This is a genomic window from Moraxella canis (assembly GCF_002014965.1).
Lineage (GTDB): Bacteria > Pseudomonadota > Gammaproteobacteria > Pseudomonadales > Moraxellaceae > Moraxella > Moraxella canis.
This window is the reverse complement of sequence record NZ_MUXT01000004.1, coordinates 194,694-208,807: the sequence shown is the minus strand read 5'-3', so window position 1 is coordinate 208,807 and position 14,114 is coordinate 194,694. Positions and strand designations below refer to the sequence as shown.

General features: G+C 46.5%; 10 protein-coding genes. 4 read left to right on the top strand and 6 right to left on the bottom strand.

Annotated elements, in window-relative coordinates; genetic code table 11:
* The first annotated feature begins 6 nt into the window (after nt 1-6).
* Nucleotides 7-615 carry a 3'-5' exonuclease gene (locus B0180_RS03340; protein WP_049235716.1) on the top strand — a complete coding sequence of 203 codons (609 nt, stop codon included), beginning with the start codon at nt 7-9 and terminating at the stop codon, nt 613-615.
* A gap of 48 nt (nt 616-663) precedes the next feature.
* Here B0180_RS03340 and B0180_RS03335 read toward each other — a convergent pair whose 3' ends face one another.
* From B0180_RS03335 to B0180_RS03320, 4 genes are all read right to left on the bottom strand, one after another.
* On the bottom strand, nt 664-2,229 hold the full coding sequence (locus tag B0180_RS03335; RefSeq protein ID WP_078255756.1) for a Na/Pi cotransporter family protein: 1,566 nt from the start codon (nt 2,227-2,229) through the stop codon (nt 664-666).
* Between the two features lie 80 nt (nt 2,230-2,309).
* Nucleotides 2,310-3,023: an LrgB family protein gene (locus B0180_RS03330; RefSeq protein ID WP_078255649.1), complete on the bottom strand. Its 714-nt coding sequence runs from the start codon at nt 3,021-3,023 to the stop codon at nt 2,310-2,312.
* Nucleotides 3,024-3,028: 5 nt separating this feature from the next.
* Entirely contained in the window at nt 3,029-3,406 is a 378-nt protein-coding gene (locus B0180_RS03325; protein ID WP_078255648.1) for a CidA/LrgA family protein, read from the bottom strand.
* A gap of 40 nt (nt 3,407-3,446) precedes the next feature.
* The gene (locus B0180_RS03320; protein ID WP_078255647.1) at nt 3,447-4,703 is read right to left on the bottom strand and encodes an FAD-dependent monooxygenase; all 1,257 of its coding nucleotides are present in this window, start codon (nt 4,701-4,703) and stop codon (nt 3,447-3,449) included.
* Between the two features lie 253 nt (nt 4,704-4,956).
* On the opposite strand from B0180_RS03320, the gene B0180_RS03315 reads away from it, so the two are divergent.
* Nucleotides 4,957-6,129 carry an MFS transporter gene (locus tag B0180_RS03315; RefSeq protein WP_078255646.1) on the top strand — a complete coding sequence of 391 codons (1,173 nt, stop codon included), beginning with the start codon at nt 4,957-4,959 and terminating at the stop codon, nt 6,127-6,129.
* 45 nt (nt 6,130-6,174) lie between these two features.
* On the opposite strand, the gene betT is transcribed toward B0180_RS03315, so the two are convergent.
* Nucleotides 6,175-8,196 (bottom strand): choline BCCT transporter BetT, encoded by a 2,022-nt coding sequence (gene betT, locus B0180_RS03310; RefSeq protein ID WP_078255645.1) that lies wholly within the window; start codon nt 8,194-8,196, stop codon nt 6,175-6,177.
* A gap of 295 nt (nt 8,197-8,491) precedes the next feature.
* Between betT and betB the strand changes: the two genes are divergently transcribed.
* Together betB and betA are read left to right on the top strand one after the other, a co-directional pair.
* A complete protein-coding gene (gene betB, locus B0180_RS03305) occupies nt 8,492-9,985 on the top strand; it encodes a betaine-aldehyde dehydrogenase (protein WP_078255644.1) in 1,494 nt (497 codons plus the stop codon).
* 47 nt (nt 9,986-10,032) lie between these two features.
* Nucleotides 10,033-11,748, top strand: coding sequence for a choline dehydrogenase (betA, locus tag B0180_RS03300; protein WP_078255643.1), 1,716 nt, complete (start codon nt 10,033-10,035; stop codon nt 11,746-11,748).
* 77 nt (nt 11,749-11,825) lie between these two features.
* Here betA and B0180_RS03295 read toward each other — a convergent pair whose 3' ends face one another.
* On the bottom strand, nt 11,826-13,856 hold the full coding sequence (locus B0180_RS03295; protein WP_078255642.1) for a UvrD-helicase domain-containing protein: 2,031 nt from the start codon (nt 13,854-13,856) through the stop codon (nt 11,826-11,828).
* Nucleotides 13,857-14,114 lie beyond the last annotated feature (258 nt).

Below are 14,114 nucleotides of genomic sequence, written 5' to 3'. Positions count from 1 at the left end.
CGTATTATGTTTGACAAGTTAATACATCAATATTATCGCCGTCAGCTCAAGGATAAGCGCTATGAATTTTTGTACGACACGCATCCTGATGAATTGGTCAGCTTTGATTGTGAGACGACCAGTCTGAATGTCTCTGAAGCTCAAATCATCTCCATCGGCGCCGTCAAAATCCGTGGCAATCGCATCTTGACCAGTGAAACTTTTGAAATTTTAATCAAGCCTGAGGGCATGATGCAAGCAACAAATGTGACCATTCACGGGCTAAGACCTAAGGACTTGAGCGGTGGCGTCAAGGTGGACTATGCCATTGAGCAGTTTTTGCAATTTGTGGGCGGGCGACCGCTTGTGGGGTATTTTTTGGAATATGATGTGGCGATGGTCAATAAGTTTTTAAAACCCATGCTTGGTATCAAGCTGCCACAGCCACAAATTGAAGTCTCTCGGCTGTTTCATGCCCAAGAAACCAAAAATAAATACTATGACAGCTATGTGGATTTGACCATGGCAGGAATGGTCAAATCCTTAGGGATACCCGATTTACCAAGGCATGATGCTTTGAACGACGCCATCAATGTGGCGATGATGTACCTTGCCTTAAAGCATCGAAAAGTATAGCTAAAACTTGGTAGAATTTAATAAAATAAAATTCATTTAATTCACAAATCATTTACCAAGCAAAATCACCATCTTGGCGGTGTGCTTAACAAGTCTATCAAGCCATCGGCGCGCCACGATCATATCAAGCGCATCAGAGGCGTGATGCTGCGTCTGCGCGGACTGCTCAATGATTGATAAACGCACATCATTTTTTTGGGCTTTCATATTATCGCCAAACGCCACGAAGCTGTCCACAAATTGGCTTGGCAAGTGTTTTGGCATATTGTACAAAAATGCCGTCAGCTCTTCAAACTGATCCACCGCACGCACCAAATGATCTTCCAAATCCGTGCGCAACAAATCAATATAAGCACTATTAAGCAAGTCATCGCGGATCACACGAATATAAACCACCAACTGCAAAAGTGCCATCAGCCTTTCTTGATCGGCTTGCGACTGAGGCACGGGCATCTTTTGTAGATACTCGTCCACCCGAGCCAGACTGTCATCAAGCGCGCCGACGCTGATTTGAGTGCCTAAGATTTGCCCACGGCAGGCTTGGATGAATTGCTCAAAAGTCTCGGCGGTCGTCTGGCACAGCGCATGTTTTGCAGCGCCGATGGCGACAGCAGGCACCGAAAATAAGCTATCATCCAGATAATGCGTGTGACCTGCATCAATTTTTTCAGGGATCAATTTTTCAAGCAGCAGTTGAAATTGATGCGTAAATGGCATAAAAATCAGCGCACCCATCGCACTAAATGCCGTATGAAAAAAGGCAATGACCAAAACATCATCCCAAGTTGCCAAAAACGAGTTTTGGGTCAGCCATAAAGTCGCAGGCATCAGCACAAAGAACGCCACCACTGCCGTCCCCAGATTAAATACCACATGCACCGCAGCCGTACGCTTAGCACTCACTGTCGCACCGATGGCTGCCAGTATCGCCGTAGCCACCGTACCAATATTTTGTCCAATCACCAAAATCAGTGCTTGTGGCATGTCAATCGCCCCACCTGCCAGCGCTGCCAAAGTCGCTGTAATCGCTGCACTCGATGACTGCAGCAGGATCGTCATAATGATCCCAACCAGCACCAATAGCAGCTGAGTAAGCAGTGTATCGCCTGAAAATCTGCCCAAGTCCACCTGATTGGCGACGCCTGCCATCGACTCTTGCAAAAAATCAATACCAATAAACAAAAGCCCAAAGCCTGCCAACGCAAGCCCCAACAAGCCCATGGTATTACGCCCCAAAAGCTTCATCAGTGCGCCCACGCCCACCATCGGCAGAGCCACCATTGATACCGAAAATTTCAGCCCAAGCAAAGCCACCATCCAGCCTGTGCTGGTCGTACCGATATTGGCGCCGATGATCACGCCGATGGCTTGAGCAAACGACAAAACGCCTGCACTAACAAAGCCAATGGTTGCCAAAGTGGTGGCGGTCGAAGACTGCACTACCAGCGTAAAGCCAATGCCCGATAGCATCGCCTTAGTCGGCGAACCAGTAAAACGCCCAAGCCATGCGCGCAAGCTTTCGCCCGCCATCGCCTTTAGGCTGTCCGTCATCAGACTCATGCCAAGCAAAAATAGTCCAATCCCGCCACACAGCTGAATGATGATTTGTTGCATAATTTTCTTAAGTTTATGGATGAAAATCAAAGGCAGTTGCACTGCTTTTTGGTTTAAAATAACAAGTGCTTTTGATGTATTTATACCAGCCAAGGCACCAGCAGCGGCGCCAAAAATGCCGTCATAATGCCATTGAGAATCAAACCCAGCGTTGCATAAGCCACATAACGCCCGCCCAGCTGCATTGAGCGCACTGTGCCAAGCGCATGAGACGCTGAACCAAGCGACAGCCCCATACCCATCGGCAATCTCATGCCTGATCGATAAAGTATCCAAACGCCAAAAATCTGACCCACCACACCTGCAATCAGTACAGTTGCGGCTGTGATGCCAATAATCCCGCCCAAAGCTTCGGTCACTTCAATGGCAATCGGCATCGTCACAGACTTCGCCGCCGTCGCGATCATGCTGTCATGACTGCCGCCCAGTGCCCGCACGATCCAGACGCCCGAGACAATACCCACAACACTCGCTACAAATTGAGACACCAAAATCGGCAGCCACTGCGCGCGAATTTTTTGCCACTGAATATACAAAGGCACCGCCAAACAGACCACCACAGGCTGAAGCCAAAAGGTGATATAGCTACTGGCTTTGTCAAACGCTTGCCACTCAATATTGGCAAATTTTAAGATCAAGATAACAACAATGGTAGTCACCAAAGTCGGATTAATCAAAGGCTGATTAAGGCGTGCTCTTGCCCAAACTGATAGCTCAAACACCCCCATCAAAAGCATCAGTAATAAAAATGGGCTGGTAGACAGCGTCGGATACAGCGTCATCAATTGATTCATCAGACTTATCTACCTTGTTTTTTGATGGCTTGAGCGTGGGATTTTTGACGCTTTCTTAGCCAAGTATATGAGCCTGCCGAAGTCAGCAGCACCAAGATCGTGCTGACGCTCACGCCGATGATCAGCACCCAAAAATCATCACGAATGATATCCAGATATTGCATGATGGAAATACAAGCAGGCACGACAAGCAGCACCAAATAATCCATCAATACTTTGGCAAGTTTTTCGATGGTGGTCAGCTTGACCAATCCTGTCTGCAGCGCCAAAAATAGCAAAATCAGCCCAATCACACTCGGCGGCAGCGGCAAATCAAATAAACCCACGATGACCTGACCCAGAAATAAGCACCCAAATACAATCATTATCGCTTTTAAGACCATGACACATCCTTATACTGTATCGCTGTATGGCTGATAAAAATCAAGACTTAAGCCCCATGGCATAAGTTGCCACCAAAGGCTTGATGCCTGGCACTTTATCAAAACAAATCAAGCCCACATTACGCGCAAACTTCATCACAGGATTGGGATGACAAAAGCTGCCAACGACGGTATCGCAGAATTTGATGACGCGTTTTTGGTCTTTTTGGCGAGCATTTTCATAACGGATTAAGCGATCATATTGACCCAAATCCACCTGATTGCCTTCTTTGGCGACTGCGTTTGCCAGCATATTTGCCAGTGCATACGCATCTCTTAGGCACAGATTAAATCCTTGACCTGCCACAGGATGCAGGGTATGAGCAGCATTACCCATGATGACGAAGCGACCCGACACCTGACGATGCGCCAGTACTTTAGTTAGCGGATAGGCGCCGCGCTTGCCTGTCGCTACAAATCGCCCTGCCGCCGCCCCAAAGACTGTTTGGAGCGTCTGAAGATAATAATCATCATCACTCAAATATCGCCCTTCTTCGCCTTTTGGACAAATAAACACCACCGAGCGGCGATAGCCTGCCGTCTGATCTGTTCCGCCATCACCGACGCCATCTGTCAAAGGCAGTACCGCCAAAGGTCCAGCCGTACTAAAGCGCTCAATCGCTGTATGTTCATGCGCTTTGTCAGTTTGTACCACGCCGACGATGCCCACTTGCTCATAGTCGTGAGTATCGACACCGATATTTAATAGACTGCGCACCGCCGAATGCTGCCCATCACAAGCCACCACAAGCGGCGCTGTCAAGGTTTTGATTTGATCGTCATCAAATTTCACCGTAATGCTTGCGCTGACTTCATCTTGAGCTATATCAATCACACTTGCGCCATCGTACAAGTCAATCAAAGGACTGTCCTTGACCGCCAGTAATAACTGCCTGCCCAAATGTGCGTTTTCCATCACTTGCCCAAAGCTTTCCACGCCTTCTTCGTGTTTATTTAAGGTGGCGTGCCCAAAGCTGCCAAGCTCACTGATTTTCACTTGATCAATATGACAGGCGTGACTCTGAAGACGCGCCCAAAGCCCAATTTCTTGATAAATCTGCACAGTGCGGCGCGACAATGCCGTATTACGGCTGTCTAAGTACTGCGTGCGTGCGCGATCTTCGTCAGGCTCAATGGTCGGATAGCGATGATGCTCAACAAGCGTGCTTTTAATGCCATGATGCGCCAACAATAAAGCAAATGATAAGCCGACATTACCACCGCCGACGATCAATACCCTCTCCTGAGTCTGTGCCATATCAATTTCCTACTTATCTTAAGGATTAAAAGGCGATATTTTAGCATTTTTGTAGAATGATTTGGCAAAATTGGCAGATTATTTGATAAACACAAGTTTTTGGTGGTTTGAGCGAATAAAGCCTAAGATGAACCATTTATTAATCATATAAAATTGATTATACAAATTACCTTAATTTGAAAGCTTTCATCACTCAATCCTATTAGTCTCATCTGTGCTACAATATGGCACAAATTTTATCCAAAATAAGACTATGACTACCCTTCACTCCCATCTGCCAACCTTAAGTGAAAAATTCACCATTGCTATGATTGGATTTTTTGCGTTTTTGCAGGTGTATTCGGTTCAGGCGATTTTACCTGTGCTGATGACAGACCTTCAGGCGACCGAAGTTCAAGCAGGGATGGCGGTAGGTGCGACCGTGCTTGCCATCGCGCTGATCTCACCATTCATGGGCATGCTGTCTGATGCTGTCGGCAGAAAGCCGTTCATCGTCGGCTCACTGCTTATGCTTACGCTGCCGACAGCGCTGATTGGCATGGCAGGCAGTATCCATGAAGTGATTTTTTGGCGGTTTTTACAAGGGGTGAGCGTGCCTGGCATTACGGTGGTTTTGATTGCTTATATCAGTGAAGAATACAGCTCTAAACTTGCAACCATGATGTCACTTTATGTCTCAGGGACGGTGCTTGGCGGTTTTAGTGGGCGGTTTTTTGCCGGACATTTGGAGCATTTTATTGGTTGGCGCTACGGCTATGTGGTGATGGCAATATGCACCTTGATTGGTGCGCTGTGGGCATGGAAATCTCTGCCCCGTTCACAAAATTTTATCATTTCTGAAAATTTTCGCACAGCATTCGCCACGCTATTTTCGCATGCCAAAAATCCTCATGTCATTTGTAGTGGTTTTTTGGGAGCGTGCGTATTGTTTAGCTTGGTGGGCTGTTTTACATTCATCAATCTTCATCTGTCAGAAAATCCGTATCTGCTCACGCCTGCCAACCTTGCCAATATTTTTGCCATTTATTTGATTGGTATGGTCATCACGCCATTATCCGCGCGCGTGGTGACACGCTTTGGGATGACTTCTACGATACTTATGGCGGTTTTGATATCTATTAGTGGCATATTGATGACATTATTTACGCCTTTGAGCGTGGTGATTGTGGGGCTGACCTTGATGTCCTCTGGCGTGTTCATCACTCAGTCTGCGACCATCAGCTATTTGACCAGTCATGTCAGCGAAGGTCGATCATTGGCGTCAGGGCTATATTATATGGGTTATTATGGCGGTGGCTTCATCGGTGCGTGGGCATGTGCCTTGGCTTATGCTCAAGGCAAATGGCTGTGGACCGTTGGTCTGATCTTAGTGGTTCAGATGATTGCTTTGGGCGTCGTGACTTTGTTTATGCGAAAGCACGCTTAATACTTGCCTAAAAAAGCCCCAAAGCTGGGGCTTTTATTCGATAGATCACTCAAAGACAGGACGATTGCCCGGTGTTTCACGATTGAGATGCAAAAACGCACGATGTCGCTCGTATCTGTCCAAGATGTCATTGATCACTTGCTCTTTACTGTATCCTGACAAATCATTACCCTGCAATCCTTCTAATAGATGCGTCTCAAGTCGATAATAAAACTCTTGATCATCATCAACAGTCGGACGATTAGGCACAGGATATTTAACCGGATAAATGCCATAGCTAAAATCATATTCATCTTCAAAGCTAATCGTAAAAGTCGCTTGATACAGTTTGGCGTCATCTTCGCTTGGGGTTTGGATGACCGACGCCTTAAGACCAATGTTCGCAAACTCCGATACCAACGCTTGCATTGCAGGCAGGCAGGACTGATCTAGCATTTGGCGCGCCTGATCGGCGTCTGCATAAGCTGTCACCCGCGTTAGACGCTCGCGCCAATTCTCAATATCCACATTACCTGCGATTGGTGCGGCATTAGGCTTATTACTTTCGGCGCGAAAATCTTCTAAGCGCAAGGATTTAAACAGCCCAGTCATCACAAAAAACATCACAAAACTAAACGGCAAGCCCATGATAATCGTAGCTTTTTGGAGTGCGCTGATGCCATCAGTCATAAGCATGGCAGCGGTCAGCATACCAATGGCGATCGCCCAAAATAGCCGAATCCATAAAGGCGGTGTCTCGTCGTTATTTTCGCCTTTGAAGCTAAAATTACTCAGCACAATCGCGCCTGAATCCGCAGAAGTCACATAAAATAGCAGCCCCGAAACAAATGCCAAAATCGCTGTCACCGAAAACCAAGGATAATGCGACAACAGCTCATAAAAGCCAATTTCAGGACGGGCGATGATTTTTTCGGCAAACGCGATATTCCCCATAAATACTTCATTCAGCGCACCATTACCCATGACTGACAGCCACGCTAGGGTAAACATGAACGGTATCGACAGCGTACCGATGACAAACTGACGAATGGTGCGACCTTTAGAAATTTTCGCCAAAAACAATCCCACAAATGGCGACCAAGCAATCCACCATGCCCAAAAAAATAGCGTCCAATCTTGAATCCATTGTTTTTGATCAGGGTCTTGACCATAAGCAAAAGTATCCAAAGTCAGCGCAGGAAAGCGGCTGATATAGTCGCCAATATTGAGCACGATGGCATTTAATAAAAACTCAGTATTCCCCAAAAATAAAATGAACAAAATCAAACCAAGCGCAAAATAAATATTGAGCTCTGATAAGATTTTGATGCCCTTTGAGGCACCAGTCGTTGCCGATACGATGGTGATCGCAACCGCCAAAGAAATCAAAATCACCTGCCACAGCAAATTTTCAGGCAAATCAAAAATCACATGCAAGCCATAATTCAGCTGCACCACCCCGATGCCGCATGTCGTCGCAATCCCAAAAATCGTCCCCAATATGGCAGCCACATCCACCGCATCACCGGCAGGACCGTTAATTTTTTTGCCGATCATCGGATACAGTGCTGAGCGGATGGTCAGTGGCAGGTTATAACGATACGCAAAATATCCAAGCGCAATCCCCACCAAGGCGTACATACACCATCCCGTCAAGCCATAATGAAAAATCGTCCAGGTCAGCGCCTGTCTTGCCGCTTCGACCGTCTGACCATCACCCACAGGCGGATTCATGTACTGCATGATCGGCTCTGCCACCGCAAAGAACATGATATCGATCCCGATACCTGCCGCAAACAGCATCGACGACCAAGTCAATAAGCTGTATTCAGGCTGCGAGTGCTTCGGACCAAGCTTAATACTGCCATAACGCGAACACGCCAAAATCAGCACAAACATAATATAAGCAGACGCTGCAAAGAAATAGTACCATCCAAAGGTGGTACTTACCCACGCCAATACGCTGTCTAAAATCGCAGAAGCACTGTCATTAAACAGCATCGTATAAATACTAAAAAAGATAATAATCGCGGCAGATAAAAAGAAAACCGTACGGTTCAGACGACTGCCTTGAGCTTGTACATCCATAAAATACTCTTGATATTTTATTTATTAAAGTTGAATAAATTTACAAAAAATTACACAAATTATGTTTAAAAACACCTTAAAATTACAGAAAAATAACCAAAAATTGTTATTAAAATCAATCATTTGCGTAATTTTTAGAATTTTGTTATGATATACCATATTTTAAGAGATGACAAGTTAAATTATCTAATCAATTATTAACTTACTGATAAACAATGATAATAATTCAGATAACTCGTTTCTCATCTTTATCGGTTATTAATGACAGACAAGCAAAATGAATTTGGAGCATACCATGTCAGATACCAAACAACTTTATATTAATGGGCGCTATGTCGATGCCACCAGTGGAGAGACCTTTGATACCATCAATCCTGCGACAGGTGAAGTGATCACAAAAGTGCAGTCAGCCAGTCAGCAAGATGTTGATAAAGCAGTCGAAAGTGCCAAATCTGGTCAAAAGATTTGGGCGGCGATGACTGCGGTTGAGCGTTCGCGCATTTTGTTAAAAGCCGTTGAGATTTTGCGTGCGCGCAATGATGAGCTTGCCAAACTTGAGACCGCCGACAGCGGCAAAGCCATGAGCGAGACGACGACGGTAGATATCGTCACAGGCGCCGATGTGCTTGAGTATTATGCTGGGCTTGCCACAGCGATTGAAGGCATACAAGTACCGCTCAGACCAGACAGTTATTTTTATACGCGCCGCGAGCCACTTGGGGTTGTTGCGGGTATCGGCGCTTGGAATTATCCGATTCAGATTGCACTTTGGAAATCAGCGCCTGCACTTGCTGCTGGTAATGCCATGATTTTCAAGCCCAGTGAAGTCACCCCTTTAACGGCGCTGAAACTGGCTGAAATCTACACCGAAGCAGGTCTGCCAGATGGCGTATTTAATGTGGTTCAAGGTGGCGGTGATGTTGGTGCTTATCTAAGCGAGCATCCTGATATTGCCAAAATCTCATTTACAGGCTCGGTTGATACAGGCAAAAAAGTCATGGCAGCGGCTGCCGCTTCATCGCTCAAAGAAGTCACGATGGAGCTTGGTGGCAAGTCTCCGCTCATCATCTGCCCAGATGCCGATATAGATTTGGCAGCAGACATCGCGATGATGGCGAACTTTTATAGTTCAGGTCAGGTCTGCACCAATGGCACGCGCGTGTTTGTGCCTGAGTCATTAAAATCCGACTTTGAATCTGCCATCAAGGCGCGCGTTGATAAAATTCGCTTAGGCGATCCCACCGATGATGCCACCAATATGGGACCTGTCGTCAGCCACAACCACATGAACAAAGTGCTTGATTATATCGAGAAAGGCAAATCAGAAGGCGCAACAGTATTATGCGGCGGTGGTCGCGCTGGCGCATCTGACATCAAGATTGGCGATGGCAATGCCTTGGAAGCTGGTGCATTTGTCCTGCCGACAGTATTTACCGACTGTCAAGATGATATGAGCATTGTCACGGATGAGATTTTTGGACCAGTCATGAGTATTTTGAGTTACCAAGATGAAGAAGGAGTCATCAGACGCGCCAATGCTACTGATTACGGCTTGGCAGCTGGCGTGGTGACACCCAATCTGAATCAAGCGCATCGCATCATCCATCAGCTAGAAGCGGGTATTTGCTGGATCAATACTTGGGGTGAGTCTGACGCTAAGATGCCTGTGGGCGGCTATAAGCAGTCTGGCGTTGGTCGTGAAAATGGGCTAACCACGTTAAATCATTATACGCAGATCAAATCTGTTCAGGTTGAGATGGGCGAATTTAGCTCAGTGTTTGATCATTGATTGACGATTAAATTTCATATCAGCCCCATTCACACTAAGGAAAACACATGACTCAAACTTATGATTATATCATCGTCGGCGCAGGCTCAGCAGGTAACGTCTTGGCGACTCGCCTGACCGAAGATAGTGATGTTTCTGTGCTGTTATTAGAAGCAGGCGGACCTGATTATCGCCTTGATTTTCGTACTCAAATGCCAGCCGCGCTTGCTTATCCTTTACAAGGTCGCCGCTATAATTGGGCATATCTCACCGACCCTGAGCCGCACATGAATAACCGCAGAATGGAATGTGGACGCGGTAAAGGCTTGGGCGGCTCATCGCTCATTAATGGGATGTGCTATATCCGCGGCAATGCGATGGATTTGGATAACTGGGCAAAGCTTGGCGGTCTTGAAGACTGGACTTATGCCGACTGCCTGCCTTATTATAAAAAATCTGAAACTCGCGATGTCGGCGAAAATGAGTATCACGGCGGTCAAGGACCTGTGAGCGTCACCACATCTTATAAAAATAGTAAAATCGGTAATAATGTGCTGTTCGATGCGATGGTCGAAGCTGGCGTACAAGCTGGCTATCCGCGCACTGATGACTTGAATGGCTATCAGCAAGAAGGCTTCGGTCCGATGGACAGAACCGTCACACCAAAAGGTCGACGCTCTAGCACCGCGCGTGGCTATTTGGATATGGCAAAACACCGCCCTAATCTTACCATCAAAACCCATGCCGTCACCGATAAAGTGTTATTTTCTGGCAAGCGCGCGATCGGTGTACAGTATCTACAAGGTAATGATAAAAACCCAATCACCGTCCACGCCAATCGTGAAGTCATCATCTCTTCTGGCGCGATCGCATCGCCACAGATCTTACAGCGCTCAGGTGTCGGTCCAAAGGCGCTTTTGGATGAATTTGGCATTGGCGTCGTCCAAGACCTACCAGGCGTGGGCGAAAATCTACAAGACCATCTTGAGATGTATCTACAGTATGAATGTAAACGCCCTGTTTCGCTTTATCCTGCCCTAAAATGGTACAACCAGCCTGCCATCGGTGCCGAATGGCTATTTATGGGTACAGGCATCGGCGCAAGCAATCAATTTGAAGCAGGTGGATTCATCAGAAGTCGCCCTGAATTTGAGTGGCCAAATATCCAGTACCATTTTTTACCTGTTGCGATTAATTATAATGGCACCAACGCTGTCAATGAGCATGGATTTCAGGCGCATGTTGGGTCGATGCGCTCGCCCTCACGCGGACGCATTCGCCTAAAATCACTGAATCCACACGATCACCCCAGCATTTTATTTAACTATATGTCGCACGAGCAAGACTGGCAAGAATTCCGTGATGGCATCCGTATTACACGCGAGATCATGCACCAGCCAGCTTTGGATGAATTTCGTGGACGTGAAATCAGCCCAAGCCGACACGCCAAAACCGATCAAGAGCTTGATGAGTTTGTGCGTAATCACGCCGAAACCGCCTATCATCCTTCTTGTAGTTGCAAGATGGGTGATGATGAGATGGCGGTGGTTGATGGACAAGGTCGTGTTCATGGCTTAGAAGGCTTACGCGTGGTCGATGCGTCGATCATGCCGCTGATTATCACAGGCAACTTAAACGCCACCACGATCATGATCGCGGAAAAAATCAGTGACGCCATTCGTGGTCAAAAATTGCCCAAATCAACTGCCAGCTATTATAAAGCCAATCCAAACACAGTGCGCGGTGAGCCGCTCAGAGCGTTTAGTGATGACATGCTGATCTAAAAACAGGCAGCTCATAAGTAGCTAGCGAAAAAGCTGCATCCATGCGATGCAGCTTTTTTCATTGTTAGTGTTAATCATTACTTTTTCTTGGCGGCGAGCATGGCTTGGATATTCGCCAGATAATTTTCAGCGACTTTCTTGGGGTCTTCTTTTTTGACGACAGCGCCGCCGCCAGATAAATGCTCCCTTGGCAGCTCATCAAGAAACCTTGAAGGCGACACCTCCTTAAAATCCATGCCAGATCGGCGCTGCCTGCACAGCAATAAAGTCAGCTCGCTTTTGGCTCTGGTGATCCCAACATACATCAGTCGGCGCTCTTCTTCAATATTGGCAGTGAGAATTGAATTGACATGCGGCAGCAGTTTTTCTTCGCAGCCGATGATATATACATAATCAAACTCAAGACCTTTGGCGGCGTGCAGCGTCATCAGATTGACCTTGTTGGTATTTTCTTCTTCTTGCTGCTGCTCAAGCATATCCAAGAGCACCATCTTACGAATCACCGCATCAATCGTCTTATCATCTTCATCTTCGGCTCGATTGATGAGCGCGGTGATGCTTGAGTACAGCGCTTCGATATTATCTAAGCGTCCTTTTTCTTGTTGGGGATTTTTGGAGCTTTCTTTGACATACTCAATATAGCCTGTTTCAGTAATCATCTGACGCACCAAGGGCATCGGATCGCTGTTTTCGTGCAGCTCACGTGTGTAGTGCTCGATAAATTCCCCAAAAGACTGAATCGTCGCGCCTGCCTTAGCCCCCAGCGCCTCTTTGACACCCGCACGAGTACACGCGCCGAGTAGCGATGTGCCGCAATGCTGCGCAAATAGCCCAAGCTTTTCAAGCGTCGCCGAACCGATACCGCGCTTAGGGGTATTAATCACTCGCAAAAATGCCGCATCGTCATCAGGATTAATGATAATACGAAGATAACCCATCAAATCTTTGATTTCGGTACGCGCAAAGAACGACGTACCGCCGGACAATTTATAAGGAATCTCAAGCTGTCTTAGCTGAGCCTCCAGTGCTCGAGCCTGAAAGTTACTGCGATATAGCACCGCATATTTATCCCAAGTATGATTATTGCGCAGCCGATGCGTCAAAATTTCTTTGGCGACGCGTTCAGCTTCATCAAAATCATTATTACAAGTAATGATGCGGATTGTTTCGCCATCACCTTTATCAGACCAAAGCGATTTTTCAAACATATGCTCGTTGTTGGCGATGACCGCGTTGGCAGCGCCTAAGATGTGATTGGTTGAGCGATAGTTTTGCTCAAGCTTCACTACCTCAAGATTGGGGAAATCTTGCTTTAAAAGCGCCATATTTTCAGGCTTAGCACCTCGCCATGTATAAATCGACTGATCGTCATCACCCACGACCGTAAATCGCCCAATACTCCCAACCAACAATTTAATCAGTTCATACTGTGCGGTATTGGTGTCTTGATATTCATCCACCAGTAGATAGCGGATGCGATTTTGCCACTTGTCTTTGACCTCGTGATTTTCCCTTAAGATGCGCACAGGCATGACGATCAAATCATCAAAATCGACCGCATTGTACGCTCGCAAATTACGCTCGTACAATTCATACAAATGCACAAATCCCAAATCTTCAGGATCGTCCAGGGTTTCGGCGGCATCTTCGGGCGCAATGAGATCATTTTTCCAATCAGAGATTTTCTTGATGGCTTCATGCACCAGCTCACGGCGTTCAGCACCGCTTAAGTTATCACGCACCATCAGCTCGGCAAGCAGGCGATGACAGTCATCTGCATCCAAAATTGAAAAATTGGATTTTAGCGGCGTGTGTTTTAATTCATAGCGCAAAAACTGCAGCCCAAACTGGTGAAATGTAGAGACAGTCAGCCCGCGAGATTTTTCGCTGGATAGCAGCTTTTGGACGCGCGATTTCATCTCACGCGCCGCTTTGTTGGTAAATGTCACTGCAGTGATGCGATCAGCAGGAATGCGGCAATTTTCAATCAAATGCGCAATCTTTTGGGTAATGACCGAAGTTTTGCCTGAGCCAGCACCAGCCAGCACCAGCAGCGGACCTTGGGTGTGATTTAAAGCTTCTAATTGGCGGGGATTTAGCTTACTCATGGCTGCCTTATACTTGACAATTCAGCGATTGGTGATCATAAGCCGCTGGATTGGTTTTGGTGAATGATCAAAATAAACCCTTATTATAGAAGATTTTTGGCGGTTTCCCAAATAAATTCACCCAATTTATCCAAGATCTAATTTGATTTATCAATGCTTCAAAAAGCCCAAACACAGTTTGCCCAAGTCAATTTTTTATGCTACAGTGGCGAGTGCTAAGCTTTGCATGACTATTCATCTAAAGATATGTCTTATAAA